Below are 25,159 nucleotides of genomic sequence, written 5' to 3'. Positions count from 1 at the left end.
TTAAGTAGGCTTGGCCTCTGAGGGGATCGGGTTGCCTGAAGGGCAGTAGAAGCTCGTCCCTCAGATTTGCGAAATAGCTCACGACAGGCTCCAGACAATTCCCCATGGTCCGATCGAGTTGTCTGTCATGCCGTGCGACGAAAAAAATGCTTGTCCCTCGATCGGACTTTTCAAAATAACAGGCGTGTTCGACAAATTGGCTGCCAAATGAAGATTTGTAGACCCGAGTTTCCAGCGCACTCGGATTGGCGAGGCGTCTGGATCGTAGGTCGCCAAGCAACTATGCGCTTCGACGAGGAGCGGCACGACCATTTGATGTCTGAGCTCTAGCAACTGCCGGTAATAGCGTCCCGTTGCCGGGTTCTCATCCATTTTATCCCAGCGCAATTTTGCGCGGAGGAAGGTGGCTTCGGCCGTCGGGTCGCATGCATCCTCCGCTTCGAAGCCGGGCAGGCGCTTCAGTTCCTCCTTGCGGCCAAGCCTTATCTTGGCGTTGAGCTCCTCATCGAAATCGCAAAAGAAGGGAAAGGGATCGGTAGCGCCCCATTCCTCACCCATGAACAGCATGGGGATCTGGGGCGAGAGAAGATAGATGGCTGCGATAGCCTTTATCACCTCGATGGGGTGGGAAGAAATCATACGATCGCCGCGCGCCCGATTGCCGATCTGGTCATGGTTTTGGATGAAGGAGATAAAGGCCGATGGCGGCAAGCCAACGCTTGGCGATCCCCTTGATCGCCCTCGATATTCCATGTGCTCCCCCTGAAACGCGAAGCCCTCGGCAAGCGCGCGGCTCAGGCGCGGTGTCCAATCGGCATAATCTTCGTAGTAGCCGAAGGTCTCGCCTGTGGCCGCCACGTGGAGAGCGTGGTGGATGTCATCATTCCACTGTGCGGTAAAGTGGCGCGGCTTGCCGTCGTCATCGCGCGCGAGGAGAGCCGCTTCATTATCCTCGTTTTCGACGATCAGGTGCACATGGCGTTCAGGGAAGGCGCTTCTGACGCGACCGGCAAGTTCGAGAAGGATATGCGGATCGCTATCGTCCTTCATCGCGTGAACGGCATCGAGCCGCAAACCATCCATCCGAAACTCGCTCAGCCAATAGACAGCGTTTTCTATGACGAAATCGCGGACGAAGCGGCTGCTGTCGCCATCGTAGTTCAGGCCCTTGCCCCAGACGCTTTCGTGCCGGTCGCCGAAGATCGGCGCGTAGCGGGGCAGATAGTTTCCGTCCGGCCCGAAATGATTATAGACCACATCGAGAAAGACGCAGATGCCGCGCTCGTGGGCTGCATCGACGAGCATTTTGAGATGTTCGGGGCGGCCGTAGCTGCCATCCGGTGCATAGGGCAAAACACCGTCGTAACCCCATCCATACCGACCGCGAAAATCCGAAAGCGGCATGATTTGAATGGCCGTTATGCCGAGGCGCTGCAAATGGTCGAGCTTTTCGATGGCCGCCAGAAATGTGCCAGCTTCCGTGAAGGCGCCGACATGCAGTTCGTAGATGACGATCTCCTCCCAGCGGCGTCCCTTCCATCCCTGCGTTTTCCACGTGAACGTTGGATCGATCAGCTCGCTCGGGCCGTGAACGTCTTCGGGCTGAAAGCGCGAGGCAGGATCCGGCACGGCAAACCCATCGGCCAGCACGAACTTATAGCGATCGCCGATCTGCGCGTCGTTGACTTCGACGACATGCCAGCCGTCCTGGCTCCGCCGCATGGCCCATTCTCCGCGCTGCTCGATGCGGACGAGCGCGCTCTCCGCCAAGGGCGCCCACAAGCGGAACAAGACCGCATTCTCATTGATTTGTGGTCCAAATGCGAAGCCGTGCTGCATGACACCCTATCCGTCAATGACGCTGAAATTTTCCTGCATCCAACGCATCTTGACGGGAACGGTTCCTGGGGTGGGAACAGATCTCTTTCAGTTCCGTTCTTAAGAGCCCCCCGACGCAGCGAGGAAGCCATGACCGTCTTAACCTCTACCTATCGCCTGCAGTTTCGCGGAAATGTCACCTTTGAAAGGGCAACGGAGCTGGTTCCCTATCTGAAGCGTCTCGGCATTAGCCACGTCTATGCCTCGCCGATCTTTGCGGCCAAGAAGGGATCGACGCATGGCTATGATGTCACGGATGCGAACGAGATCGACCCGGTGCTTGGCGGTCGCGCTGGGTTCGATGCTTTCTGTGCGGTCTTGCAACAGGCGAAGCTGGGCCTGATCCTCGACATCGTGCCCAACCATATGGCCGCTTCCGCGGAAAACGCGTGGTGGCGGGACGTGTTGCAGCGTGGATCGGGCAGTGCCTATGCCGGCCATTTCGATATCGACTGGCAACGCAAGCTCACCTTGCCGCTTCTGGGACGCCCGTTGGAGGAAAGCCTGGCCGCGGCGGACTTTCGTCTTCGCTACGAGCCCGCGGATGGTTGCATCTATCTGGCCTACTTCGACGATCTGCTGCCGCTTTCGATCGCAAGTGCCGACCGGCTGGCAGCGGACATAGGAACGGATGCGGAGCGGTTGCTCGCATTTTCGAGGGATGCGGCCGCCATGAGAAAACTTCTCGCGGAACAGCATTGGCAATTGCTCTATTGGAAAGATGCCGCCGAAAACCTCAGCTACAGGCGCTTCTTCGAGGTGGCAGGCCTGGTCGGGATGCGGGTGGAGGACCCACGGGTCTTCGACGACACGCATCGGCTGATCATCGAATTGGTTCGTTCCGGACAGGTCCAAGGATTACGCGTCGACCATATCGATGGACTGGCCGATCCGAAGGGCTATCTCGAGCATCTGCGGCAAGCCGTTGGTCCGGACACGTTCATCGTAGTCGAGAAAATCCTTGCCCGTGGTGAGAAGCTGCCGGCGGATTGGCCGGTGGCGGGGACGACCGGCTACGAATTCATCGCCGCCATGGCCGATCTCTTCGTGAACGAGGAGGGGTTGCGCAAGCTGGACGAAGCCTACAGGTCCGTCAGCGAGGAAGATGCCGACTTTGCCACAGGTTTGCGCAAGGCGAAGCTGCTGATGGTCGAGCGCAATTTCGCCGGTGAGACGAGGCGTCTGACGAGGCTGGCATGCTCGATTTTTGCGGATTTCGACGAGGAGGAAATAGCGTCGGCGCTTCGCGAGCTGCTGGTCGCCTTCCCGGTTTACCGTACCTATGCCTATCAGGGAGCTGCATCGTCCGATGATGTGACGGTCGTCGAGATTGCCTGTGGGAAGGCAATAAGCCGATTGTCGACCGTTGATGCCCTCGATGCGCTCGCCCGTCTTTTGAAAGAGGAGGTTTCTGCAGCCGAAGCTCTGGAGTTTCGAGCCAGATTCCAGCAGCTCAGCGGTCCGATCATGGCAAAGGCGGTCGAAGACACCCTGTTTTATCGTTATAACCGCCTCATCGCATTGAACGAGGTCGGAGGCGAGCCACACGCGCCACCGGGCTCGGTGGCGGCCTTTCATCAATTCATGAACGACCGGTTTCAGCGGCAACGCTGCGGCCTTTCCACGACCTCGACGCATGATACCAAGCGGGGAGAAGACGCTCGCGCCCGCCTATACGGCCTCACGCAGGATCCTGATGCCTGGATTGCAGGCGTCGAGCGATGGCGCAACATGAATTCTCCTTTTCGCTCCAGCCTTGCCGATGGACCCGCGCCCGAGCCCAATATCGAATGGATGCTTTACCAGGCGCTTGCCGGCATCTGGCCGCAGGACATCGAAGGAGCCGATCGGAGCGCACTGAAGGAACGGTTTTGCGCCTATGTGTTGAAGGCGATCCGAGAAGCCAAGCTCCGGACGGATTGGATGGATGAAAACCCTTCCTATGAGCATGCGGTCGAGGCCTATGCCGCCGCCTTGTTTTCGGAGGATAATCGGGAGTTCATCCGTGATTTCGACCGGACGCTGCGTCCTTTCATGGAGCTTGGTTTCCGCAACAGCCTGTCGCAGTTGCTGATCAAGCTCACGGCTCCCGGTGTTCCCGACATCTATCAGGGTAGCGAGCGTCTCGATTTCAGCCTTGTCGATCCGGACAATCGACGACCGGTCGACCATCCGTGGACTGACACGGAAGCGGCCGGTCCCCTCGCGATGGATCCCGCTTTCTTGAAACGGCATGTCATCCGCACGGTGCTGCGCTATCGCAATCAGCACCCCTTTCTTTTCCTCGAGGGCGAATATGTGCCTTTGGAAACCAGCGGCGCACGAGCGTCCAATCTCGTGGCTTTCGCTCGCGTTCACGAGCGGGAAACAGCGGTTACGATCGTGCCGCGTCTGGTCGATATGCCTTCATCGGATTTCTGGAAAGACACCGCTGTGATGATGCCGCGAGAGCTCAAGGCGCCGCTATACGATCTCTTGACGGATAAGCCTTCGTCAGCTGGCGATCTTCTGGCAGCACAGCTGTTTACCGATCATTCCCTATCCTTTCTCGTGGGGAACCGGTGACGATCCTGGCGCCGATGCATGCGTAGTCCGACCTCAAGGCCGGAACAAAGCGCTTCACAGGGTGTTTCTGCTGCGCAGCAACGATCACGAGGATTTCATGACGGAAGGCGGCAAGAGGTATGCGATCGAGCCTGGAGATTACACGCGCCTGGGAGCGAATTATGACGGAGAGGGTGTCAATTTCGCACTTTTCAGCGCCTATGCGGAAAAGGTGGAACTCTGCCTTTTCGACGAAAGCGGAAAGGAGGTCGAGCGGATCGCTCTGCCGGAATATACCCATGAAATCTGGCATGGCTATGTGCCTGGACTGAAGCCAGGTGCCTTGTATGGCTACCGCGTGCACGGCCCGTTCGATCCCGAGAAAGGGCATCGTTTCAATGCGCACAAATTGCTCGTCGACCCCTATGCCCGCGAGCTTGTGGGCAACATCGAATGGTCGCAAGCCCAGTTCGCCTATCGTCTGGACGACGAGCAAAAGGATCTTTCCTTCGACGAGACCGATAGCGCCGGACAGGTGCCCAAATGCCGTGTGGTCGACCTCAAGAATGAAACATCGGATAAGAAGCCGTCGGTCGCGTGGCCTGAGACCATTTTCTATGAGGCGCACGTCAAGGGAATGACGATGCTGAATCCGGCAATTCCGGAGCCGTTGCGTGGCACCTTTGACGGTCTGGGGCACGGGGCGGTCGTCGATTACATCAAGAGCCTCGGCGTCACCTCCATCGAACTCCTTCCCATCCATTTCTTTCCCGATGACAGTCACTTGCTCGACAAGGGCTTGCACAACTATTGGGGCTACAACAGCCTTGCCTTCTTCGCGCCGGCAACTCGTTATTACGGGCCTAAGGGCCTTTCAGGCTTTCGCGACATGGTGCGTGCCTTCCACGATGCCGGTATCGAGGTCATCCTCGATGTCGTCTATAATCATACCGCGGAGGGCAATGAACTCGGTCCGACCCTTTCCTTCAAGGGTATCGACAATTTCTCCTATTACCGCACCCTGCCGGACCAGCCCCGCTACTACATCAACGACACCGGCACCGGCAACACGATCAACACGTCGCATCCGCGCGTGCTGCAAATGGTGACGGACTCGCTGCGCTATTGGGTCGAAGAAATGCACGTCGATGGCTTTCGTTTCGATCTCGGCACCATTCTTGGTCGCGAACCCCAGGGTTTCGATCAGCGCAGCGGCTTCTTCGACGCGGTCGGCCAGGATCCGGTGCTTGCCAAAGTCAAACTTGTCGGCGAGCCGTGGGACATTGGCCCCGGCGGTTATCAGGTGGGGGGATTTCCGCCGGGTTGGGCGGAGTGGAATGACAAATATCGCGATACGGTCCGGGATTACTGGAAGGGCACACCTGGCATGACAAGGGATTTTGCCGCCCGCATCTTAGGGTCGGGCGACGTTTATGATCTTCGTGGCCGCCGCCCGTGGGCCACTGTCAATTTCATCGCCGCCCACGATGGCTTCACGCTTAATGATCTCGTCTCCTATAACGAGAAGCATAATGAGGCCAATGGCGAAGACAACAATGACGGCCACAACGACAACCGCAGCTACAATTACGGCGCTGAAGGTCCGACGGATGATGAAGCCATCAATACCGTTCGAGAGCGCCAGAAACGCAATTTTCTCGCGACCCTCTTTCTGTCGCATGGTACGCCGATGCTGCTGGCGGGTGATGAGGCCGGCCGCAGCCAGATGGGCAACAACAATGGCTACTGTCAGGACAACGAACTCAGCTGGCTGCATTGGGACGATCGATATGGCAGCGCCGAGGCGCTTTATACCTTCGTCAAACGGCTGATCGCCTTGCGTCAGGCACATTCCATCCTCAGACGAGAAAATTGGCGCGATGGTCTGATTGTCACCTGGCTCAATCCGACCGGCGGAGAGCAGACGGACGAGCAATGGGACGATGAAGCAAACACGGCGATCGGCCTGCGCCTGTCGCGTGAGCAACCCTTCGAAGAGGGCTGGGATGATATTCTAGTCCTTTTCAACCCTCGTGATGGAGATGTCGACTTTACCTTGCCGGATGACAAACGCTGGGCGCTGGAACTATCGACATCCGATCCTGATGGGCAGGATCGGGGCGGGGTCGACAAGAAATTCTTGAAACTTGAAGCCCGCAGTCTCTCGCTTTTGAGGCCCGCCTGAAACAAGCGTGAGTGAAATGAAAATGCACGTCGTGGGTCTTTAAGAGCGTGGAAGCTCGGACAAGCGACGGAAATCTCGAACCCGTCCAGTCGAAGGTACCGTCGATATTAGGTTATTCCGGCGGTATGCGGCTTTAGTTATCTCACTGCCCCGGCCGCCGATGAAACGAATATTGGCATTTGGTTGTCGTTTTGTAGCTCATATGATTTCTTGTGCTATGCCGCGAACAATACGGGTTGCCCATCCCATTAGCTCTCGCGGTATGTAAAACTGCCATTCACCGGAATTTTGGTCTGGAATCCAGGCCGGTCGGCTCCGTTTTGTTTCTTGCAAACCTAAATATCTGTTGCTGTTTGGAAACTTTTCCTGGTCTCCGAACTTTGATGGGAGGCCGTGAGATAATGCATGAGTGTATGCATGGGTGTTCCTCCTGTAAGGGATCGACCCTTGTCGCACCGTTTCCAAATTCCACGAGTGCTCGGCCGAGCCGGAGGAACTAATGCCGTTAACATATCACGTTGGTATCCATGACGAGGGTTTTGCCTATCGCGTCGGTGATGTTTGGTCGGAGACGTTTCCCGATCACGGGAGTGCGCTTGCCGCCGCCAAATCTGCGGCGGCCCGCCAACAGCAGGGCGGCGAAGATACCGAAATCAGCTACCAGCTGTCCGATGGACGCTGGCGGACCGAACAGGTCAGTCGCGGGGAAGGCCCAATCACGAATGTAAGCGATGACGCGGACAATCCCATGAAGGAATTAACCGGATCATGCCGTTGCGGGCAAGTGCGTCTAACGGTGCGCGGAAAACCGCTACGTATCGGCATTTGTCATTGCACGGATTGCCGGCAGGAAAGCGGATCCGCCTTCACTTATTTCGGCCTATGGCCCGCAAGTGAATTTCACTATGAAGGCGCGACGAGCGAGTTTGCTGGACGCGAGTTTTGCCCGCGTTGCGGTTCGCGCGTGTTTGCCGTTGGCGATAGCGAGGTCGAGATCAAGCTTGGAGTCCTGAGCGCGGCACCCACGCGTCTCAGACCCAGCTATGAGGTTTGGACCAAACGGCGGGAACCCTGGCTTTCATCGATCGAAGGCGCGGAGCAGCACGAGGAGGATAGACGATGAGGCGCGCATGATGGCGGGCTAGCCGCCGTCAAAAACAGGAAAAGCGGACCAAATGGTACGCGTGACTGGAATGCTTCTCCGCTTACTCGGCCTTCCCACGCAATGAAGGTCTGATCGACAAAGTTATTGGCGAAAGCCGTGAGCAGGACTGATGGAGATATCGGCCCGTCGATGCTGACATTCTTCGCATGCAATAAATAATCACGAGGGCGTTACGAGGATGACGCGCCCCCGTTCCTGATGAACCTAAAAGACCAGCAAGGATTCAAATCCTTCCAGCCGATAATCTTCTCCGCCCGGCAGGAGCTGAGCCTTAGCCTCCCCGGCCTGTCGAGGGTTGGCAAGGGAGAACGACCGAGCTCATCAAGCCTTGATTATCGAAGACTGGGGAAGGAAAGTTTCGGTTCGGGTCCTAATGGAGCTTGAACTCGCCTTCGACACGACGCCATTCGTTTGGACCGATCAGGCGCCGATGGCTGTAGCGGACGGAATGCAGCGGCCCGTCGAGATTGGTTTGCCAGAAATCGAGGAACCTATGCATTTCGGGAAAATCGGGCGCCAGGTCGTAATCCTGCCAGACGTAGGTCTGCAGGACGGATTCGAAATCGGGAATGTGATAGAGGATATGCGCGGTGGTCAGCCCATAGCCGTTTAGTTGACCTTCCAGTTCCGACGAAAATCGCATGCTTCATCTCCGTTTCGTGACAGTCGGATGGTGGCGCAAATTTTTGCGGCCATCAATGGGTTTTCAACGCAAAGTGCCATTTTCTTGTTCCATTCCAGCATGTTAGCAGCCGCCTGAGGCGAGTGCTAATTTTTTTGTCCATCCCTCTTGAAATCGAAAAATCCCAAAACCAGATCATTTCGCGCAAAAGGCTCGAACGAGGTTTTGCACCCGCCCGGACTGGTCATCCGGTCCGGTGAGGGGATCAACGTCATCTTTTTTGCTCAACGGAGGAAAACATGTCGTTCCGACCGCTTCATGATCGCATTCTTGTCCGCCGCGTCGATTCCGAGGAAAAGACCAAGGGCGGCATCATCATTCCCGACACCGCCAAGGAAAAGCCGCAGGAAGGCGAGGTTATCGCCGTGGGGCCGGGCGCGCGCAACGACGCCGGCCAGATCCAGGCCCTCGACGTCAAGGCTGGCGATCGCATCTTGTTCGGAAAATGGTCCGGCACTGAGATCAAGATCAATGGCGAAGACCTGCTCATCATGAAGGAAAGCGATGTCATGGGCATTATTGAAGCCCAGGCCGAGCGGAAACAGGCTGCCTGAGCCTCCACGCCACGAACCATCAGTCTGATAGCTGCCTATTGAGGAGTTAAAGAAATGGCTGCGAAAGAAGTCAAGTTTCACACCGATGCCCGTGAACGCATGCTGCGAGGGGTCGATGTGCTCGCCAATGCGGTGAAGGTCACGCTCGGCCCGAAGGGTCGTAACGTCGTCATCGACAAGTCCTTCGGCGCTCCGCGCATCACCAAGGACGGTGTTACCGTCGCCAAGGAAATCGAACTGGAAGACAAGTTCGAGAACATGGGCGCCCAAATGCTGCGCGAAGTCGCCTCCAAGACCAACGACCTTGCCGGCGATGGCACCACGACAGCGACGGTTCTCGCTCAAGCGATTGTCAAGGAAGGCGCCAAGGCGGTCGCGTCCGGCATGAACCCGATGGATCTGAAGCGCGGCATAGACCTCGGCGTCGACGCGGTCGTGGCGGAACTGAAGACCAACGCCCGCAAGATCTCCAATAATGCGGAGATCGCCCAGGTCGGCACCATTTCGGCTAACGGCGATGCCGAGATCGGCCGTTATCTCGCCGAAGCCATGCAGAAGGTCGGCAACGAAGGCGTCATCACGGTTGAAGAAGCCAAGACCGCCGAAACCGAACTCGAAGTCGTTGAAGGCATGCAGTTCGACCGCGGCTATCTCAGCCCCTATTTCGTCACCAATGCCGACAAGATGCGGGTGGAGTTCGAGGATCCCTATATCCTCATCCATGAAAAGAAGCTCTCGAACCTGCAATCGCTACTTCCAATCCTGGAGGCCGTCGTTCAGACCGGCAAGCCGCTCCTCATCATCGCTGAGGACGTCGAAGGCGAAGCGCTTGCGACCCTCGTCGTCAACAAACTGCGTGGCGGCCTGAAGATCGCTGCCGTCAAGGCTCCGGGCTTCGGCGATCGCCGCAAGGCCATGCTGGAAGACATCGCCATCCTGACGGGCGGCACTGTCATCTCCGAAGACCTCGGCATCAAGCTCGAGAACGTTACCCTCGACATGCTCGGCCGGGCGAAGAAGGTGGCGATCGAGAAGGAGAATACGACCATTATCGATGGCGTCGGCTCGAAATCGGACATCGAAGGCCGTGTTGCCCAGATCAAGGCCCAGATCGAAGAAACCACCTCTGACTACGACCGCGAAAAGCTGCAGGAACGCCTTGCCAAGCTCGCTGGCGGCGTTGCCGTTATCCGCGTTGGCGGTTCGACCGAAGTCGAAGTGAAGGAAAAGAAGGACCGTGTCGATGACGCGCTGCATGCGACCCGAGCCGCGGTCGAGGAAGGCATCCTGCCGGGCGGCGGCGTTGCTCTGCTGAGAGCCGTCAAGGCGCTTGACAGTCTCAAGACGGAAAACGACGACCAGCGCGTCGGCGTCGATATTGTTCGCCGGGCAATCGAGGCGCCGGTTCGCCAAATAGCAGAGAATGCCGGCGCGGAAGGTTCGATCATCGTCGGCAAGCTGCGCGAGAAGACCGACTTCTCCTATGGCTGGAATGCCCAGACGAATGAATATGGCGATCTCTATGCTCAAGGCGTCATCGATCCGGCCAAGGTCGTGCGCACCGCACTTCAGGATGCAGCTTCGGTCGCGGGCTTGCTGGTGACGACGGAAGCCATGATTGCCGAAAAGCCGAAGAAGGAGGCACCTCCCGCATTGCCTGCTGGAGCTGGAATGGACTTCTAACGGTCAAGCCCGCTCCACCTTCTGGTGGAGCGGGCTCCGCAATGGAGATCACGAATGGTTCAGACGATCATCAAGAGATCAGATGCGCCGCTCGATTCGCGCGACCTGGACCTTTGTCAGCGCGTTTTTGATGAGATCCGGGCAGCGGCGGATATTCCGCGCAAATCGGAAGAGGGCGAGCGGATCGCTGCTATAGTAATAGAACTATACCGCCAGGGAGTACGAAATCCGCGGCAGCTGAAAATACTGGTGCAGGGTGCGCGCGGCACCTTTCCGGAGGTGGCGGAAGGATGAACAGCCATCTTTCTCTTTCGCGGGAAGATCTGCGGATCTGCATGGACGTCGTCAAATCGATAGCGCGTGGAAAAGGGGTCTCACGTGATCCTACTGCCGTTGCGCAGATCATGACGACGGTCGCAAGATATTATAGCAGAGCCCTGCACGAACCGTCAGCCTTGCGCGCGGCGGCACTCTCCGAGCTCGAAGGCAATTCATTTGCTGAGGGGGCGCCATGGAGGGTAACGGACCAAGCTGAAGCTTCCTAACGTGGCCAGAACTCAGCGATCAGACATCGATGGAGCCAGATATGAGAAAGGAAACCGACAGTATCACAATGAGCGACCCATCCACCGCTGCGGTCACCTCGGCGCATTTGTTGTATCCTGCCCGACATTTTGCCCATCCGCGCGATGTTCTGTCGGCGGAGCATATCACGAAGGATCACAAGCGCGCCATTCTTGCATCCTGGGCCTCGGATATATTCGCAATCGAATCGATGCCCGGCTTTCGGCGCTTTCCAGGCGCGGACCATGTCGTCTCCTATGACGACATCATCGCCGCTTTAAAGTCCTTGGATGACGGCCAAGACATGATCTCGTCGCGGCCTGCGGAGGCCGATAAACTTCGTCGCCAGAGATCGCGGCTGCGCCGTTTTACCGGCCGTTTTGTTTCTAGCAGCCTTAGAAAGGGAGGTCGCCGCCGCCAGATATCAGAAGCCTAGACATCGCCTTGTAAACGCGTGCCTTTTTAGGACGCTACCCGATTTTTGCCGTCCATTCTTTGCTCTTATGAGGAGGTTTTGCCGATGAAGATCGCCCAGATTGCGCCGCTTGCCGAAAGCGTTCCGCCGAAGCTTTATGGGGGAACCGAGCGCATCGTTTCCTATCTTACCGAAGAACTTGTCGCTCAGGGTCACGACGTCACGCTGTTTGCTAGCGGTGACTCCGTTACCGATGCAACCTTGGTGGCGTGCTCGGAGGTCGCGCTCAGGCTCAATCCGGCCGTCAAGGATCATCTTCCGCATCAAGTCGTCCTGCTGGAGGAGATCCGCCGGCGGGCGCATGAATTCGATGTCCTACATTTCCATATTGACCTCTTGCATTTCCCGCTGATCCGGGATTTTTCGGATCGTACAGTCACGACGCTACATGGACGTCTTGACCTGCCGGATCTCAAGCCTTTCTACAAGGCTTTTCCTGATATCCCGCTTGTATCGATCTCCAATGATCAGCGTCGCCCGATGCCACCGGTCAACTGGTCCGGAACTGTGTATCACGGTCTTCCGACCAATCTTCTTTCCTTCACGGCAAAGCCCAAAGGCAACTATCTTGCCTTCCTGGGACGAATCTCCCCCGAGAAACGTCCGGATCGCGCGATCCGCATCGCAACCAAGGTTGGTATGCCGCTGAAGATCGCCGCCAAGATCGACAATGCGGACAAGGCCTATTGGGACACGGTGATCGCGCCGATGGTCAAGAGCCATCCGAACGTCGAGTTCATCGGCGAAATCAACGAGCACCAGAAGGCCGATTTCCTTGGCAATGCCGGCGCGTTGCTTTTCCCGATCGACTGGCCCGAACCGTTCGGGCTGGTGATGATCGAGGCAATGGCATGTGGCACCCCGATAGTCGCGTTCGGATGCGGTTCGGTTCCGGAAGTGATTGATAACGGTGTTTCAGGCATCGTCGTCGATAGTGTTACGGAGGCGGCCGAGAATGTCGAATGGGCGCTGCGCATGGATCGCCACAAGGTACGCGCGACTTTCGAACGGCGTTTCAGCGCGGAACGGATGGCGCGAGACTATCTCGCTATCTATCGTAACCTGCCCGGCGTTCGCACGAAGGCGGCGTCACTGCGCCGAGCCAATGGCCAGGATCTGGATCTCCAGGTCGTGGCGTAGGAGACATGGCAGTATGTCGACCGCTTCTGTGGACAGCAAGCCATCCGTCGCGTCGGCAGAGCCGGCCGCCCCGGTGGCGCAATTCTTCATACCGGCAACCGCATCCCTGCAGGAGCGGCGACCGCGCACCTTGAAGCACGGCGATACCTTCGCCGTCTTCGACCACAATGGCGATGCGCTTTCCGGGCCTGGTAGCCCGGAGGGCCTTTTCCATCGTGATACGCGTTATCTCTCGCATTTCTATCTGACGATCAACGGCAAGCGGCCAATGCTGTTGTCGTCGACGCTGCGTGAGGATAACGCGACGCTCACCTGCGATCTCACCAACCCCGATCTTTTCGACGAAAAAGGTAAGCTCACGCTCGGCCATGATCTCATTCATCTTCGCAGATCCCGCTTCTTGTGGAATGGCGGTTGCTACGAGCGGCTGGCCATCCGGAATTATGACGATCGGCGGCAGCATGTTCGTGTCGAAATCGTATTTGCGGCCGATTTCGCCGACCTGTTCGAGGTTCGCGGAACTGTGAGAGTGCGTAAAGGCCGCCATCTTACCCCCGTGGTGGAGCAGGATTCGATCTTGCTTTCTTATATCGGGCTTGATGAGCGAAAGCGGTCGACCCGCATTTGCTTTGATCCAAGGCCGGATCAAATTTGCAGCGATCAGGTTATTTATGATCTCCATCTTGAGCCGCATGAGGCGCGATCGTTTTTCGTCGAGATAGGTTGCGATCGGGTCGCTGACCGGCGACCGAGCCACCGTTCCTTTTTCCTTGCTCTAAGGGATGCGCGCCGAGCCTTGCGTTCGTCTTCCTCACGCGCGGCATCGATCGTTACGTCCAACGAGATCTTCAACGAGGTGGTTCGCCGCAGCGTCTCCGACCTCTACATGCTGATGACCGACAAGCCGGAAGGACCTTATCCCTATGCAGGCATTCCCTGGTTCAGCACCGTCTTCGGCCGCGACGCCCTGATCACCGCGCTGGAAACGCTCTGGCTCGATCCGCAGATCGCCCGCGGGGTGCTCGGCCACCTGGCGGCCAACCAGGCGGCGGAGATCGACCCTATCGCGGACGCGGAACCAGGCAAGATTTTGCACGAGGTCCGCTATGGAGAGATGGCCGAACTCGGTGAAGTGCCTTTCCGCCGCTATTATGGCAGTATCGACTCCACGCTCCTCTTCGTGCTGCTGGCTGGCGAATACCTCAAACGTACGGCAGATTTTGCCACGATCCAGTCGCTGCTCCCTGCCATCGAGGCGGCTCTTGCCTGGATCGACGAACATGGCGATCGAGACGGCGACGGTTTCGTCGAATATGGACGACGGACGGAAGAGGGCCTAATCAATCAGGCTTGGAAAGACAGCCACGATTCCATCTTTCACATCGACGGCACGCTTGCGAAGGGACCGATCGCGATTGCCGAGGTGCAGGCCTATCTCTACGGCGCCTGGCAGGGGGCCGCCGAGATCTTTCGCAGGCTCGGCAAGGCGGAACGAGCCGCGAAATTCCTGGCGAGGGCGGAGGCCTTGCGCCGGGCTTTCGACACGAGCTTTTTCGACGAGGAACTCGGCACTTATGTACTTGCTTTGGACGGAAATAAGCGCCCTTGCAGGGTTCGATCGTCCAATGCCGGATATGCCCTCTTCACCGGCATAGCCTATCCCGAAAGGGCACGCGTCGTTGCCCGAACGCTGATGGGTGCTTCGTCCTTCTGCGGCTGGGGTATCCGCACCATCGCCTCGACCGAGGCGCGTTACAATCCCATGAGCTATCATAACGGCTCGATCTGGCCGCATGACAATGCCCTGATTGCCGCCGGCCTTGCCCGCTACGGCTATCGCGCTGAAGCAGCGCGCATTTTCGAAGGCCTGTTTACGGCTTCGACCTATATCGACCTGCGCCGGCTTCCTGAACTCTTCTGCGGGCTGCCGCGCCAGCAGGCGCAGGGACCGACCTTCTATCCAGTCGCCTGTTCTCCGCAGGCATGGGCGGCTGCCGCGCCGCTCTTCCTGCTGCAATCGTGCCTAGGCCTTGATTTTGATCCGAACGCGCAGCACGTCAGCTTCGACGAGCCGCAGCTGCCTCCTTTCCTCGATGAGGTGTCGCTGCGACGCCTGCAGATCGGCAATGGGTCGGCCGACGTCACCATCCGCCGATCCGGTCGCCAGGTCGTGGTCGACGTCATTGATCGTCGAGGCGATATCAGGGTGCTGACAACGGCATAGGCGGGCGGCGAAGAAGGCAGTGTCGTCGCCTTGCCTATTCTCTCTATCGGAGCCAGTACGTCAACCAGGGCGATAACTCTGCCGCTCGGCATCTGCCGCATTACCCGAATCTGGTCACGCGAAAATCAATTTTTTTGTCGGGGAGTTGCGCTACTCTTGAAACTGTAAGCCACGGAATTATATTAATATTGTTCGATTGCCCAATGGGAATCGAACGAAGTCCAGGAGACGTCATGCTCTTGGCGTCTCCTTGTATCCATGTTGCTTATAAGGAGGATATGGCTATGAGGACAAACCTCGATTTCTCACCCCTGTTCCGGTCGAGCATCGGCTTCGATCGAATGTTGAATGCGCTCGAAGCGGCAAGTCGCGTCGACACGATCGACAACTGGCCCCCGTACGACATCGTCAAGTCCGGCGAGGATAGCTATCGCATCGCCATGGCAGTGGCGGGCTTCTCGCAGGACGAATTGACGATCACCCAGGAGCAGAACATGCTCGTCGTCTCGGGCCAGAAGGCAAATGCTGAAGATGTGCAGTATCTGCATCGCGGCATCGCCGGCCGCTCGTTCCAGCGCCGGTTCGAGCTTGCCGATCACGTCAAGGTGGTAGGTGCCGGTCTCGTCAATGGTCTGCTGACGATCGATCTCAAGCGCGAAATCCCCGAAGAAATGAAGCCGCGCCAGATCGCGATTACGACCGACATGGCTCTATCAAAGCCTGAGACGAAGCAAATAGAGGCCGAAAAGCAGGCGGCTTAAGCTTCCACACAAGCGCAATTCGCACAAAGGCGCCGAGCATGGCTCGGCGCCTCCAGGCGAACTTTGCCAAGTGAGCAAACGGAAAGGAGAAAAACATGAGTGTTCGCGATTTGATTCCCTGGAATCGCAACAATGGCAATCAGATTCCGACTATCCTGCGCGATGACGACCGTGATCCCTTCCTGCCGCTTCATCGCGAGGTAAACCGTCTATTTGATAATGTCTTCCGCGGCTTCGGCACCGGCCTGTCATCCTTCGGAAACGGCTCCGTCTTCAGTGCCGGCTGGCCGAACGTCGAGATCTCCGACACTGCCAAGGAGATCAAGGTGACCGCCGAAGTGCCCGGGCTTGAGGAAAACGACATCGAGGTCCTGCTCAACGATGGTGTGCTGACGCTGAAGGGCGAAAAGCGTTCCGAGAACGAGGACAAGGATCGCCAGTTCTCCGAGCGCTATTACGGCCGCTTCGAGCGCCGCATCCCGCTTGGCGTCGAGGTCAACGAAGAGCAGGTCGATGCCCGCTTCAAGAATGGCGTGCTGACCGTAACCTTGCCGAAGAGTGAGAAGGCGCAGTCGCAAGTCAAACGCATCGCCATCAAGAGCTGATCGATTCAATCCAGCCGGCGGCTGCCCCGGCGGCCGCCAATCAGGTCCTAATGGATCGAAGCAGCACCACCTACCGAATTCTCGCCGAGCATCTAACCGATGTCGCGCGTGCTCGTGAGACGTGGCTTTTGATCTTTCGATCTCGCACCCGGAAAATCTCGCCGCATCGTCATATGACAAACCGCCGACAATCATAAGAAGTGTGAGTGATCCGTCCGTAGAAGGAAATCAAACAGGTGACCGACCGGCTCGACAGCGAGGTCAAGTAAGAAGGATTCCCAATGCACCACGCTTTAGCCGAAATGCGTTACGGTGCGCTCGTCCTGAGTTCGTCGACGGTACATCGGAGTTTAAGTTGACCAGAATTCCCTACATCGAGCTTATCCCATGGAACGATATAACCAGTCGGCCGCTGTTCGAATCCGAAGAGCCGTAGCATGACGTTGCCAATCGTCGTTGCCGATAGTCTTTCCAGCAAGCCAAGAGCTCCGAGGTGATATTCAACAACGAAGAAATCTTCGTCCGCAGCTTCCGCTTTGATCTCTTCCAAGCGTGCGATCGGCCGACCATTTAAGTCGTGAACCTTCATTCCAAGCAGGAGCTCCAGATGTATTTCCGTCATGACAACCCTCCCGGAATGTGCCTGAGAATATGTTGTCTCAACCATTCCTGCTTCTGTTCTAGCGGCGTTTCGCTGTTGTCGATATCAACTTCAATGTCGATGCCCACATCAGTGACCTTCGACCAAGGAATCCGATAGGGGCATTGATCGCGCTCTGCCCGCACCCGTTGGGAAAAGGCAAGCAGCCAGCGATATAGGCGCTGGCTCAGCCTTCGCAGCAATGTCAAATGGCCCATTTCGACAAAGCTGATCTTGAGCCGGTCGTCGTTTTCGGTCGTAAGCACGATACCGTCGACCTTTCCGATACGAGCCTGTCTGCGATCGACCACCTGCTTATCCAGAACGTCGCGCACAAGATACATGTCAGCCTCCCAGGATCTCCAGAGGTGTAGTTACAATCGAAAGCACGAAAGCCATCGCGACGATAAAGATGACCGCGGCATTGCCGATCCACCCGTTTCTGTGCTTCCCTACATAGGTCGGATCGTTCATCAGGATAAGGAAGGGAACCACGCCGAACGGCAGGCTGAGAGCTGAGAGGGCCATCGAAAAGATGGTGATCCGAAGTGGATCCAAGCCGATGACGATTGGGATCATGGCAATCAGAAGGCAGGCTGTGTAGACAAGGCAGAAGGCCGGATTTTCTTTCGGCTTCATGTTTTCCGACCAATTCCATCCGAAGCCTTGTGCGATTAGATAGGCTTGTGCCAGGCTCACCTCGAGGGTCGCGCCCAAACATGTAATCCCGAGCGAGATCGCAAAGAGGCAAAGTCCCCATTTTCCAAAGGCGGGCGTGAGGATCATGGCAATCTGCTCATATCCTTCAATATCCTCAATCCCGTTGGAGGGATAAATCAGTGCAGCCAGAACCATGACTGCGGCGGTAATGATCGCGCCGAAACTCATGCCAAGGATCGCGATCGCGCGATTGGCGCCAAAGTAAGTCTTGTCCCATTCGTCTTCGATGGCACCCGAGGAATAGAAGTAAAAGAGATAGGGCGAAATGACAGCGCCCAATATTCCGACGACGATGAAGCTATAATGTAGCGGATCTTTACTCGGCAGCGTCGGCACAAGTCCTTTCGCGATTTCGCCCCAGTGCGGATCCATGACAAACACGGCGACGACGAAAGAGAGCGCCAGAAGCCCCAAAGACGATATGCCGTTCTCGATAAGGCCGAATGTGCCCCGCCAGAGCAGCAGCCAAGCGGTAAATGTCACCGGCAATGACCACCACAGAAATTTCACGCCAGTCAGGAATTGCAGCGCAAGCGAGATGCCGCCGATTTCGGCGGCAAGAACGAGAAGATTGACGATAAAGACCACGGATGCAGTGAGAAGAAAAATATTGGAGCCGAAGCGATCCCGAATTCCGTCGACGATCGTATAATGGCTCGCGATTGCGAAGCGCCCCGACATTTCAACGAGGAAAATCACACAGATCGTGCCGAGAACAATAGCCCAAAGGGGAGTATAACCATAGGCTGCTCCTGCTTGGGCGGAGGTCGCGATATTTCCCGTTTCAAGAAAACCGCCGATGCTGGTGATGACGCCAAGCGATACCTGCAGCAATTTCTTCAATCTGCTGCTCCTGATTTAGCTCTCAACTCGCTTTCGAGGCTTCGCAAATCGCGAACATATTGGGAAAGCCCATCCGTCCGGCCATTGATGAGCTCGCGATGCGCTGAACCGGTGACCATATTCAACCGGCCGGCGAGGGCAGCCAAATTCTCCGGGAATGTCGGAAGCTCCTTCGATAGGGAGCCGATTTCCTTTGCGCACCGCTCTATCGTTAGGATGGCAAAACTATTCGATACGCGCATTTCCGTTCGCGCGTCCAAGACCATCTCCGCCGTCGCGCTCCATGAGAGCACATCACGAATTTTTCGGTCTCGCTGTTGCTGTTCATCCGAGCAGGACGTTAAGCAGACTAGGAAAAGGGCGACAATAAACAGTTTCACGACCGAGTCCTTGTGGCGTCCCGCGCAGCTCCTTTTCCTCATATAATCGAATAGAGCCGGGTGAGTTCCAACGCAGTGACGGATGGTACCGTCATAGAAGCCTTAATCGGGGCGGACGGCTTAGCACCTCGACCACCGCGATGCGTTTGCAAGGACAAGCAGTTCGCGAATACCCCTTACTGATGATCCGTTGTCCGTGCGCTCAGTGGCGCATCAACATCTGTCTTAAATGGGCAATGGAACAACCGCCCGTCGACGGTGTTCAAGTTAATATGTCTTCAGCTAGGCGGCGATCAAATGAATGCTCCCGCGAATATGGATTTGAGCACCAGGGATAATTCGCCGATGGAAGCGAAGGCGGTGCCTAAGTTAACCGATCCGGATGCTGAGGCCTTCGTTGCGAGTGTTATCAAGGATCTCGTTGAGTCCCGGATCCCGTTCCTCGTCGCGGGCACTTACGCGGTCAGCGCCTACACAGGAATTTCGCGCGAAACGAAGGATTGCGATATTTTTTGCAAGGCAGGCGATTTTCTACGGATTCTCTCGAGTTTTCAGAGTCATGGCTATTCGATAGAGGTGATAGATGAGCGCTGGCTAGGGAAGATCTCCAAGGGACGGCACTTCTTCGATGTGATCTTTGCATCCCCTGATGGAGCGACGCCTGTAAACGATAAATGGTTCGAGGACGCCCGCCGGTTCCAGATGTGCGATCGCTCCGTTCGCATCGCTGGGGCAACCGAGCTAATCTGGTCGAAATGCTTCGTTCAGCTCCGGCATCGCTATGACGGCGCCGACGTCGCCCATGTGATCCTGAAGGCACACGACAAGATCGATTGGCGTAAGCTGCTGGAATATCTCGAAGTAAATTGGGAAGTGTTGCTGATCCATCTTCTCAATTTCCGCTGGATCTATCCTTCCGAGCGCGACAAAATTCCGGACTGGCTGATGGACGAGCTACTCGACCGTTTAAGCGCTCAGCGTGACCTGCCTTTGCCACAGACGAAGATATGCCGCGGCCGGATGTATTCTCGTGTCGATTTTGAAATTGACGTGAAGGAATGGGGCTTCGCCGACGTAAGCGGCGACGGCGAATGGCGCGACGAAGAGGAGAGTTGACGATGGCCAATGATCAACGACGGAAATTGAGAGTCGCCGCCGTCGCAGACCTTCATGTCAAGGAAGATCGGGAGCAATCCTATAAGGCGCTTTTTGCCGACATTTGTTCGGTCGCCGATGTCTTGGTCATCGCCGGCGATCTGACCGACCTCGGCAAGCCGAAAGAGGCCGAATTGCTTGCTGCCGACCTGCGCAACTGCACGGTTCCGGTGGTGGCGGTGCTCGGCAATCATGATTATGAAAGCGGTGCCGTCGAGGAGGTAACGTCCATTCTCACGGGCGTTGGCGTGAAGCTTTTGAACGGCCGAGCAGTGGAGATCGACGGAGTTGGCTTCGTCGGCGTGAAAGGTTTTGCCGGAGGGTTTGGACGCTACATGCTGAGTTCCTTCGGAGAGCCCGCCATCAAGGCGATGGTTGCTGAAAGCGTCGATGAAACCATGCGGCTGGAAAACGCCATGCGTCAGGTTCGGGCCAGCCGCTCCATGGTGGTTCTGCACTATGCGCCGATCACGGATACAGTCGTCGGCGAACCGCCGGAAATCTTTCCCTTTCTCGGCTCATCGCGTCTTGCCGAAACGATCGATCGCTTCAAAGTCGATGCAGTCGTCCATGGACACGCGCACCGGGGCAGCTATGAGGGCCGGACCCCCGCAGGAGCACCAGTTTTCAATGTCGCCGCCCACATCGAGAAACCCACGGGCAAGCCTTACGCACTCATCGATCTCTAGAGTGATGCCGAAAAGTGTATGCGGTTTTCGGACGACATCACGCTCTACTTTTTTGATTCTAGAGCGAATTCAGGCTTTAGGTCGACTCGACCTAAAATCATTCGGCTCTAGCGGCAATGCCAGCTGACGCCATGGCCGTCGTCGCCGGCACGGGCGCTAGGGAACAGAAAAGCTTGTCGTTGGTTCTTTGTGGGAAATCGAGGATCTTCATCATGGCTACCCACCCGAGAAACGAACCATCGAAAACAGCCGGCAAACCCGCAGCAGGTGGATGGGGTTCTGCGAAGTCGGTGGGTGGCATTCTCCTTCGGGAGCATATTCCGATCGCGGGTCCATCCCTTCTGGCGCATCAGAACAAGTCCGACGGCTACATGTGTGTCAGTTGCGCTTGGGGCAAGCCTGCCAAGCCTCATCCGTTGGAGTTCTGCGAAAATGGTGCCAAGGCTACCAGTTGGGAAGTTACCAACCGGCGCGCCGATCGTGCCTTCTTCGCGGCACATACGCTCACCGAACTTGAAACCTGGCCCGACCATGATCTCGAGGAACAAGGGCGTCTGACGCATCCCATGCGCTGGGATGCGGAAAAGGACAAATACGTACCCATAGCCTGGCATGTGGCTTTTGAGGAGATCGGCCGCGAGTTGAGGGCGCTGTCCCCAGAGCAGGTTGATTTCTATACGTCTGGGCGGGCGTCGCTTGAAACGGCTTACATGTATCAGTTGTTCGCGCGCATATACGGCAGCAATCATTTGCCGGATTCGTCAAACATGTGCCACGAAAGCACATCCGTCGCCCTGCCGGAAAGCATCGGCGCTTCGATCGGTACGGCCATTCTGTCCGATTTCCAAAATTGCGACTGCATCTTCTATCTTGCGCAGAACGTTGGTACGTCCTCGCCGAGAATGCTTCACGACCTGCAGGATGCGGTCAACCGAGGCGTCAAGATCGTCACCTTCAACCCACTTCACGAGCCGGGGCTGCAGCGTTTCATCAATCCTCAGATGCCCGGTCAGATGCTCACCGGCAAGGAAACGCCGATTTCCTCGGAATACTACCAGGTCAAGAACGGCGGCGATATCGCCGCGCTTTTCGGCGTGTGCAAGGCGCTGATCGAGGCCGACGATGCTCTGAAAGCATCCGGTACCAGCAAGGTCGCGGGAAGCGATGCGATACCGGACGATCCCTCCGATGCCGGAACGGTCGCCTTTGCCGCAGCGATGGCCGCCGCCGACAAGAAGCATGTCCTTGACCACGATTTCATCCGCCAACATACCGCGGGCTTCGAGGAATTCGCGGCTGCGGCGCGAAATTACGATTGGGCCGAGCTGGAGCGTGTCTCGGGCCTGACGCGGGCCCAGATGCAGCAGGCTGCTTCGACCTATGCCAACTCGAATGCGGTTCTCATGGTCTATGGCATGGGCCTTACGCAGCATGTCATGGGTGTCCAAAACGTACATATGGTCGTCAACCTCGCGCTTCTGCGCGGCAATATCGGTAAGCCGGGAGCCAATATCTGCGCAGTCCGTGGCCATTCGAATGTTCAGGGTCAGCGCACGGTGGGGATCACGGAAAAGCCAGGCCTCGTGCCGCTGGACAAGCTGGCCGCACTTTATCAGTTCGAGCCGCCGGAATGGATCGGCCACACCACGGTCGAAACATGCAAAGCGATTCTTGAGGGCGAGACGCGGGCGTTCGTCAGCCTTGGCGGAAATTTTCTGCGAGCCATTCCTGAAACCGTCGCGATGGAGAATGCATGGCGGAAGCTGCGCCTGACCGTCCAGATCGCCACCAAGCTTAATCGAAGCCACGTCATTCATGGCGAAATCGGCTATCTCCTACCGTGCCTCGGCCGCATCGAAATCGATGAACAGGCGAGCGGCCCGCAGGCCGTTTCGATGGAAAGCTCGGTCGCGCATTTTCACGGCTCGCGTGGAAGGGCCAAGCCCGCCAGTCCGGAATTGCTTTCCGAGCCCGCAATCATCGCCGGAATGGCAAAGGCGACGCTTACCAAGGGCGTCGTGCCATGGGACCGCTGGGTTGCTGACTATTCGACCATCCGCGACGCCATCGAGCAAACCTATCCGGAGACGTTCAAGGACTTCAACGAGCGCATGTTCCATCCTGGCGGCATTCCAAGACCGTTGCCCGCGCGGGAACGTAAATGGGTGACCCCCAACGGCAAGGCCAATTTCATTACGCCTGACCGCCTGTTTCCGGAGTTTTCGCTCGATGCGCAAAGCGGCGATGTCCTTCATCTCGCGACGTTGCGCTCCAACGATCAGTTCAACACGACGATTTATGGCTTTAGCGACCGCTATCGCGGTATAGAAGGAACCAGGCGGGTCGTCTTCGTCAACACAAACGATATAGGGCGCCTGGGCTTCAGTAACGGCGAGGCCGTCGATCTGGTGACCGCGATCGATCGGGAAACGGAGCGGCGGGTTACAGGGTTCACCATTGTTGCCTATGACATGCCGGAAGGATGTTGCTGCGCCTACTACCCGGAAGCCAACCCGCTGTTCCCGTTGAGCCATCATGACGCCAAGGCGAAGACACCGTCTTACAAGCTGCTGCCCGTGCGCCTTGTCCGCTCTGGCGCGGCTCCGGTTCATTGAATCCCGAACAGGTTGGAATATCAGCCATGCCGTGGGAGGTAAGTAGAGAATTCCTTGATCGCACATTCGTAGCCGTTGTTTTTCTGGTGACCCTCGGCGCGGCCGCGCTCATCGGCGATGCACGAGAAGGGCGACAATATCGAACCGATCCCGCCGTCGGAGCAGCCTTGGCCGAGCTGCGCCTGATGCCAAACGGTATCAGCGGCACTCCGCCGGAAATCTATTTTGCCCTCGGCAAACCCTATGAGACCACCGCTTACGATCTTAGCCAGGGCAAACGGCTCTATTCCTGGTTCGGTTGCGGGGCATGCCATGGCGACGGGCGTGGCGGGATCGGTCCTTCTTTCCTGGATGGCTGGTGGCTCTATGGTCCGGAGATGGTGTCGATAGCCGCCTCCATCCGCGATGGCCGGCCGCATGGAATGCCGGCTTTTCGCGACAAGTTGACGATTGACGAGATCTGGCAACTCGCAGGCTACGTCCAGACGATCGGCGCATATAAGGCCAAGACCACCGCGCCGAGCCGCAATGACGATAAGCAGACCCGCCCGGCGGAAAACCGCGCGCCGGCGGCAATTCTGTTCGACGAGGGCCCTGCCGGACCGAACGCTGTACAGGAGCCACCCCATTGAAAGCGGGCGCTGCCGTTTTCCTGCTCCTGTCGGCCATCCTAATTGCAGGATGCAACGGCGCTCAGTCCGCCCTGAATGCCGAGGGGGCCGCGGCCGTTCAGCTCAAGCATCTCATCATCGGGATTGTGGTGGTCTGCTGTGCCGTGTGGACGCTCATCATGATCGTCCTGGTCCTCGCATTGCTGCGCGCCAGGACCCCGCGGGAAAGTCCAAACTCTCAGACTGAGCGGCGGATGGGTAAGCTGGTGACGGCGGCCGTCGCGGCGACTGTTGTCATCATCGCGGGTTTGACGATTGCGAGCTTCCATGCAACGCGCGGCCTCGGCATGTCCGAGGATGCCGGTCTTACGATCAAGGTTCGCGGCCAGCAATGGTGGTGGCAATTCATCTATGATGATGTCGATCCGACCAAGTCCTTTCAGACGGCCAATGAGATGCATATCCCGGTTGGTGTCGATATTCGCATCGAGCTCGAAAGCCTGGATGTCATTCATTCCTTCTGGGTACCGAGCCTCGCCGGTAAGCGCGACCTCATTCCCGGCCGGCAGAACGTCATATCCATACGAGCGGAACGGCCAGGTGTCTATCGCGGTCAATGCGCGGAATTCTGCGGGCTTCAGCACAGCCATATGGCGCTGTTCGTCATCGCGGAGGACATGGCCGCCTATCAGCGCTGGGCCGCCGCCCAGAAGGCCAATAGCGTATCGCCGGCCGATCCAGAAGCCGCGGCCGGCAAGGCTCTCTTCATGCGCAAGCCTTGCGCGGCTTGCCATACCATACGCGGAACCGAGGCATCGGGATCGACGGGGCCGGACCTGACCCATGTCGGCAGTCGCCAGACGATCGCGGCAGGGTTGCTCGATAATACCCGCGGTTCACTTGCCGCCTGGATCGCCGATCCGCAGACCTTGAAACCGGGAAACAACATGCCGATGGTTCCACTTTCCAGTGACGAGCTGCGGCAGCTTTCCGCCTATATGGAAAGTCTGCGATGACGGCGGACGACAAACCGACACAACCGACGG

22 protein-coding genes are annotated in these 25,159 nt (G+C 57.4%); 16 read left to right on the top strand and 6 right to left on the bottom strand.

Annotation, left to right across the window (positions count from 1 at the left end; genetic code table 11):
* Positions 1–78: 78 nt before the first annotated feature.
* A complete protein-coding gene (gene treZ / locus FBZ97_RS29515; protein WP_145323165.1) occupies positions 79–1,839 on the bottom strand; it encodes a malto-oligosyltrehalose trehalohydrolase in 1,761 nt (586 codons plus the stop codon).
* Positions 1,840–1,968: 129 nt separating this feature from the next.
* Here treZ and treY point away from each other — a divergent pair, with 129 nt between their 5' ends.
* The 3 genes from treY to FBZ97_RS29500 all read left to right on the top strand — a co-directional run bounded on the left by treY (position 1,969) and on the right by FBZ97_RS29500 (position 7,730).
* Complete coding sequence (treY, locus tag FBZ97_RS29510) at positions 1,969–4,443, top strand: malto-oligosyltrehalose synthase (protein WP_145323163.1); 2,475 nt, start codon at positions 1,969–1,971, stop codon at positions 4,441–4,443.
* A gap of 97 nt (positions 4,444–4,540) precedes the next feature.
* Entirely contained in the window at positions 4,541–6,607 is a 2,067-nt protein-coding gene (gene glgX, locus FBZ97_RS29505; protein ID WP_145323161.1) for a glycogen debranching protein GlgX, read from the top strand.
* Between the two features lie 748 nt (positions 6,608–7,355).
* Positions 7,356–7,730: a GFA family protein gene (locus tag FBZ97_RS29500; RefSeq protein ID WP_113353536.1), complete on the top strand. Its 375-nt coding sequence runs from the start codon at positions 7,356–7,358 to the stop codon at positions 7,728–7,730.
* Positions 7,731–8,142: 412 nt separating this feature from the next.
* Here FBZ97_RS29500 and FBZ97_RS29495 read toward each other — a convergent pair whose 3' ends face one another.
* The gene (locus FBZ97_RS29495) at positions 8,143–8,415 is read right to left on the bottom strand and encodes an usg protein (protein ID WP_069614226.1); all 273 of its coding nucleotides are present in this window, start codon (positions 8,413–8,415) and stop codon (positions 8,143–8,145) included.
* A 278-nt stretch (positions 8,416–8,693) separates the two neighbouring features.
* Between FBZ97_RS29495 and groES the strand changes: the two genes are divergently transcribed.
* The 8 genes from groES (at position 8,694) to FBZ97_RS29450 (ending at position 16,460) form a co-directional block, all read left to right on the top strand.
* Complete coding sequence (gene groES, locus FBZ97_RS29490) at positions 8,694–9,008, top strand: co-chaperone GroES (RefSeq protein ID WP_113353012.1); 315 nt, start codon at positions 8,694–8,696, stop codon at positions 9,006–9,008.
* Positions 9,009–9,062: 54 nt separating this feature from the next.
* Positions 9,063–10,691 carry a chaperonin GroEL gene (gene groL, locus FBZ97_RS29485; RefSeq protein WP_113353013.1) on the top strand — a complete coding sequence of 543 codons (1,629 nt, stop codon included), beginning with the start codon at positions 9,063–9,065 and terminating at the stop codon, positions 10,689–10,691.
* Between the two features lie 54 nt (positions 10,692–10,745).
* Positions 10,746–10,985, top strand: a complete 240-nt coding sequence (locus FBZ97_RS29480) for a hypothetical protein (RefSeq protein ID WP_069614229.1) — start codon at positions 10,746–10,748, stop codon at positions 10,983–10,985.
* Between the two features lie 292 nt (positions 10,986–11,277).
* On the top strand, positions 11,278–11,691 hold the full coding sequence (locus FBZ97_RS29470; RefSeq protein ID WP_113388588.1) for a hypothetical protein: 414 nt from the start codon (positions 11,278–11,280) through the stop codon (positions 11,689–11,691).
* An 84-nt stretch (positions 11,692–11,775) separates the two neighbouring features.
* Positions 11,776–12,870, top strand: coding sequence for a glycosyltransferase family 4 protein (locus FBZ97_RS29465; RefSeq protein ID WP_145323157.1), 1,095 nt, complete (start codon positions 11,776–11,778; stop codon positions 12,868–12,870).
* A 13-nt stretch (positions 12,871–12,883) separates the two neighbouring features.
* On the top strand, positions 12,884–15,094 hold the full coding sequence (locus FBZ97_RS29460; RefSeq protein ID WP_145323155.1) for an amylo-alpha-1,6-glucosidase: 2,211 nt from the start codon (positions 12,884–12,886) through the stop codon (positions 15,092–15,094).
* Between the two features lie 284 nt (positions 15,095–15,378).
* Positions 15,379–15,855 (top strand): Hsp20 family protein, encoded by a 477-nt coding sequence (locus tag FBZ97_RS29455; protein WP_113353018.1) that lies wholly within the window; start codon positions 15,379–15,381, stop codon positions 15,853–15,855.
* 95 nt (positions 15,856–15,950) lie between these two features.
* Positions 15,951–16,460 carry an Hsp20/alpha crystallin family protein gene (locus tag FBZ97_RS29450; protein ID WP_145323153.1) on the top strand — a complete coding sequence of 170 codons (510 nt, stop codon included), beginning with the start codon at positions 15,951–15,953 and terminating at the stop codon, positions 16,458–16,460.
* Between the two features lie 307 nt (positions 16,461–16,767).
* Here FBZ97_RS29450 and FBZ97_RS29445 read toward each other — a convergent pair whose 3' ends face one another.
* Genes FBZ97_RS29445 through FBZ97_RS29430 form a run of 4 tightly spaced genes read right to left on the bottom strand, consistent with a single transcriptional unit; the run spans position 16,768 to position 19,043 of the window.
* A complete protein-coding gene (locus FBZ97_RS29445) occupies positions 16,768–17,082 on the bottom strand; it encodes a PRC-barrel domain containing protein (RefSeq protein ID WP_113388591.1) in 315 nt (104 codons plus the stop codon).
* On the bottom strand, positions 17,079–17,444 hold the full coding sequence (locus FBZ97_RS29440; RefSeq protein WP_145323150.1) for a hypothetical protein: 366 nt from the start codon (positions 17,442–17,444) through the stop codon (positions 17,079–17,081). Before FBZ97_RS29440 ends, FBZ97_RS29445 begins: the two co-directional genes overlap by 4 nt.
* A 1-nt stretch (position 17,445) precedes the next feature.
* Positions 17,446–18,663 (bottom strand): Nramp family divalent metal transporter, encoded by a 1,218-nt coding sequence (locus FBZ97_RS29435; protein WP_145323148.1) that lies wholly within the window; start codon positions 18,661–18,663, stop codon positions 17,446–17,448.
* Positions 18,660–19,043 (bottom strand): hypothetical protein, encoded by a 384-nt coding sequence (locus FBZ97_RS29430; protein WP_145323146.1) that lies wholly within the window; start codon positions 19,041–19,043, stop codon positions 18,660–18,662. Before FBZ97_RS29430 ends, FBZ97_RS29435 begins: the two co-directional genes overlap by 4 nt.
* Positions 19,044–19,388: 345 nt before the next feature.
* On the opposite strand from FBZ97_RS29430, the gene FBZ97_RS29425 reads away from it, so the two are divergent.
* The 5 genes from FBZ97_RS29425 (at position 19,389) to coxB (ending at position 25,129) form a co-directional block, all read left to right on the top strand.
* Positions 19,389–20,159 (top strand): hypothetical protein, encoded by a 771-nt coding sequence (locus tag FBZ97_RS29425; protein ID WP_246661899.1) that lies wholly within the window; start codon positions 19,389–19,391, stop codon positions 20,157–20,159.
* 2 nt (positions 20,160–20,161) lie between these two features.
* Positions 20,162–20,887, top strand: a complete 726-nt coding sequence (locus FBZ97_RS29420) for a metallophosphoesterase (RefSeq protein WP_113353024.1) — start codon at positions 20,162–20,164, stop codon at positions 20,885–20,887.
* A gap of 212 nt (positions 20,888–21,099) precedes the next feature.
* Positions 21,100–23,502 carry an FdhF/YdeP family oxidoreductase gene (locus tag FBZ97_RS29415; protein WP_145323144.1) on the top strand — a complete coding sequence of 801 codons (2,403 nt, stop codon included), beginning with the start codon at positions 21,100–21,102 and terminating at the stop codon, positions 23,500–23,502.
* Between the two features lie 26 nt (positions 23,503–23,528).
* Positions 23,529–24,134: a cytochrome c gene (locus tag FBZ97_RS29410; RefSeq protein ID WP_113353025.1), complete on the top strand. Its 606-nt coding sequence runs from the start codon at positions 23,529–23,531 to the stop codon at positions 24,132–24,134.
* The gene (gene coxB / locus FBZ97_RS29405) at positions 24,131–25,129 is read left to right on the top strand and encodes a cytochrome c oxidase subunit II (RefSeq protein ID WP_113353026.1); all 999 of its coding nucleotides are present in this window, start codon (positions 24,131–24,133) and stop codon (positions 25,127–25,129) included. The genes FBZ97_RS29410 and coxB overlap by 4 nt, the downstream gene beginning before the upstream one ends.
* Positions 25,130–25,159: the final 30 nt, after the last annotated feature.

It is taken from the genome of Rhizobium sp. ERR 942 (genome assembly GCF_007828395.1).
In the GTDB taxonomy this organism is placed as follows: domain Bacteria; phylum Pseudomonadota; class Alphaproteobacteria; order Rhizobiales; family Rhizobiaceae; genus Rhizobium; species Rhizobium dioscoreae.
Note: the sequence above shows the minus strand (reverse complement) of the source record. Positions and strands in the feature narration are given on the sequence as shown.

What these genes read in the sequence shown, in the direction of transcription:
- treZ (WP_145323165.1), bottom strand. Translation starts at nt 1,839, where the DNA reads ATGCAGCACGGCTTCGCATTTGGACCACAAATCAATGAGAATGCGGTC.
- treY (WP_145323163.1), top strand. Translation starts at nt 1,969, where the DNA reads ATGACCGTCTTAACCTCTACCTATCGCCTGCAGTTTCGCGGAAATGTC.
- glgX (WP_145323161.1), top strand. Translation starts at nt 4,541, where the DNA reads ATGACGGAAGGCGGCAAGAGGTATGCGATCGAGCCTGGAGATTACACG.
- FBZ97_RS29500 (WP_113353536.1), top strand. Translation starts at nt 7,356, where the DNA reads ATGAAGGAATTAACCGGATCATGCCGTTGCGGGCAAGTGCGTCTAACG.
- FBZ97_RS29495 (WP_069614226.1), bottom strand. Translation starts at nt 8,415, where the DNA reads ATGCGATTTTCGTCGGAACTGGAAGGTCAACTAAACGGCTATGGGCTG.
- groES (WP_113353012.1), top strand. Translation starts at nt 8,694, where the DNA reads ATGTCGTTCCGACCGCTTCATGATCGCATTCTTGTCCGCCGCGTCGAT.
- groL (WP_113353013.1), top strand. Translation starts at nt 9,063, where the DNA reads ATGGCTGCGAAAGAAGTCAAGTTTCACACCGATGCCCGTGAACGCATG.
- FBZ97_RS29480 (WP_069614229.1), top strand. Translation starts at nt 10,746, where the DNA reads ATGGTTCAGACGATCATCAAGAGATCAGATGCGCCGCTCGATTCGCGC.
- FBZ97_RS29470 (WP_113388588.1), top strand. Translation starts at nt 11,278, where the DNA reads ATGAGAAAGGAAACCGACAGTATCACAATGAGCGACCCATCCACCGCT.
- FBZ97_RS29465 (WP_145323157.1), top strand. Translation starts at nt 11,776, where the DNA reads ATGAAGATCGCCCAGATTGCGCCGCTTGCCGAAAGCGTTCCGCCGAAG.
- FBZ97_RS29460 (WP_145323155.1), top strand. Translation starts at nt 12,884, where the DNA reads ATGTCGACCGCTTCTGTGGACAGCAAGCCATCCGTCGCGTCGGCAGAG.
- FBZ97_RS29455 (WP_113353018.1), top strand. Translation starts at nt 15,379, where the DNA reads ATGAGGACAAACCTCGATTTCTCACCCCTGTTCCGGTCGAGCATCGGC.
- FBZ97_RS29450 (WP_145323153.1), top strand. Translation starts at nt 15,951, where the DNA reads ATGAGTGTTCGCGATTTGATTCCCTGGAATCGCAACAATGGCAATCAG.
- FBZ97_RS29445 (WP_113388591.1), bottom strand. Translation starts at nt 17,082, where the DNA reads ATGACGGAAATACATCTGGAGCTCCTGCTTGGAATGAAGGTTCACGAC.
- FBZ97_RS29440 (WP_145323150.1), bottom strand. Translation starts at nt 17,444, where the DNA reads ATGTATCTTGTGCGCGACGTTCTGGATAAGCAGGTGGTCGATCGCAGA.
- FBZ97_RS29425 (WP_246661899.1), top strand. Translation starts at nt 19,389, where the DNA reads ATGGAAGCGAAGGCGGTGCCTAAGTTAACCGATCCGGATGCTGAGGCC.
- FBZ97_RS29420 (WP_113353024.1), top strand. Translation starts at nt 20,162, where the DNA reads ATGGCCAATGATCAACGACGGAAATTGAGAGTCGCCGCCGTCGCAGAC.
- FBZ97_RS29415 (WP_145323144.1), top strand. Translation starts at nt 21,100, where the DNA reads ATGGCTACCCACCCGAGAAACGAACCATCGAAAACAGCCGGCAAACCC.
- FBZ97_RS29410 (WP_113353025.1), top strand. Translation starts at nt 23,529, where the DNA reads ATGCCGTGGGAGGTAAGTAGAGAATTCCTTGATCGCACATTCGTAGCC.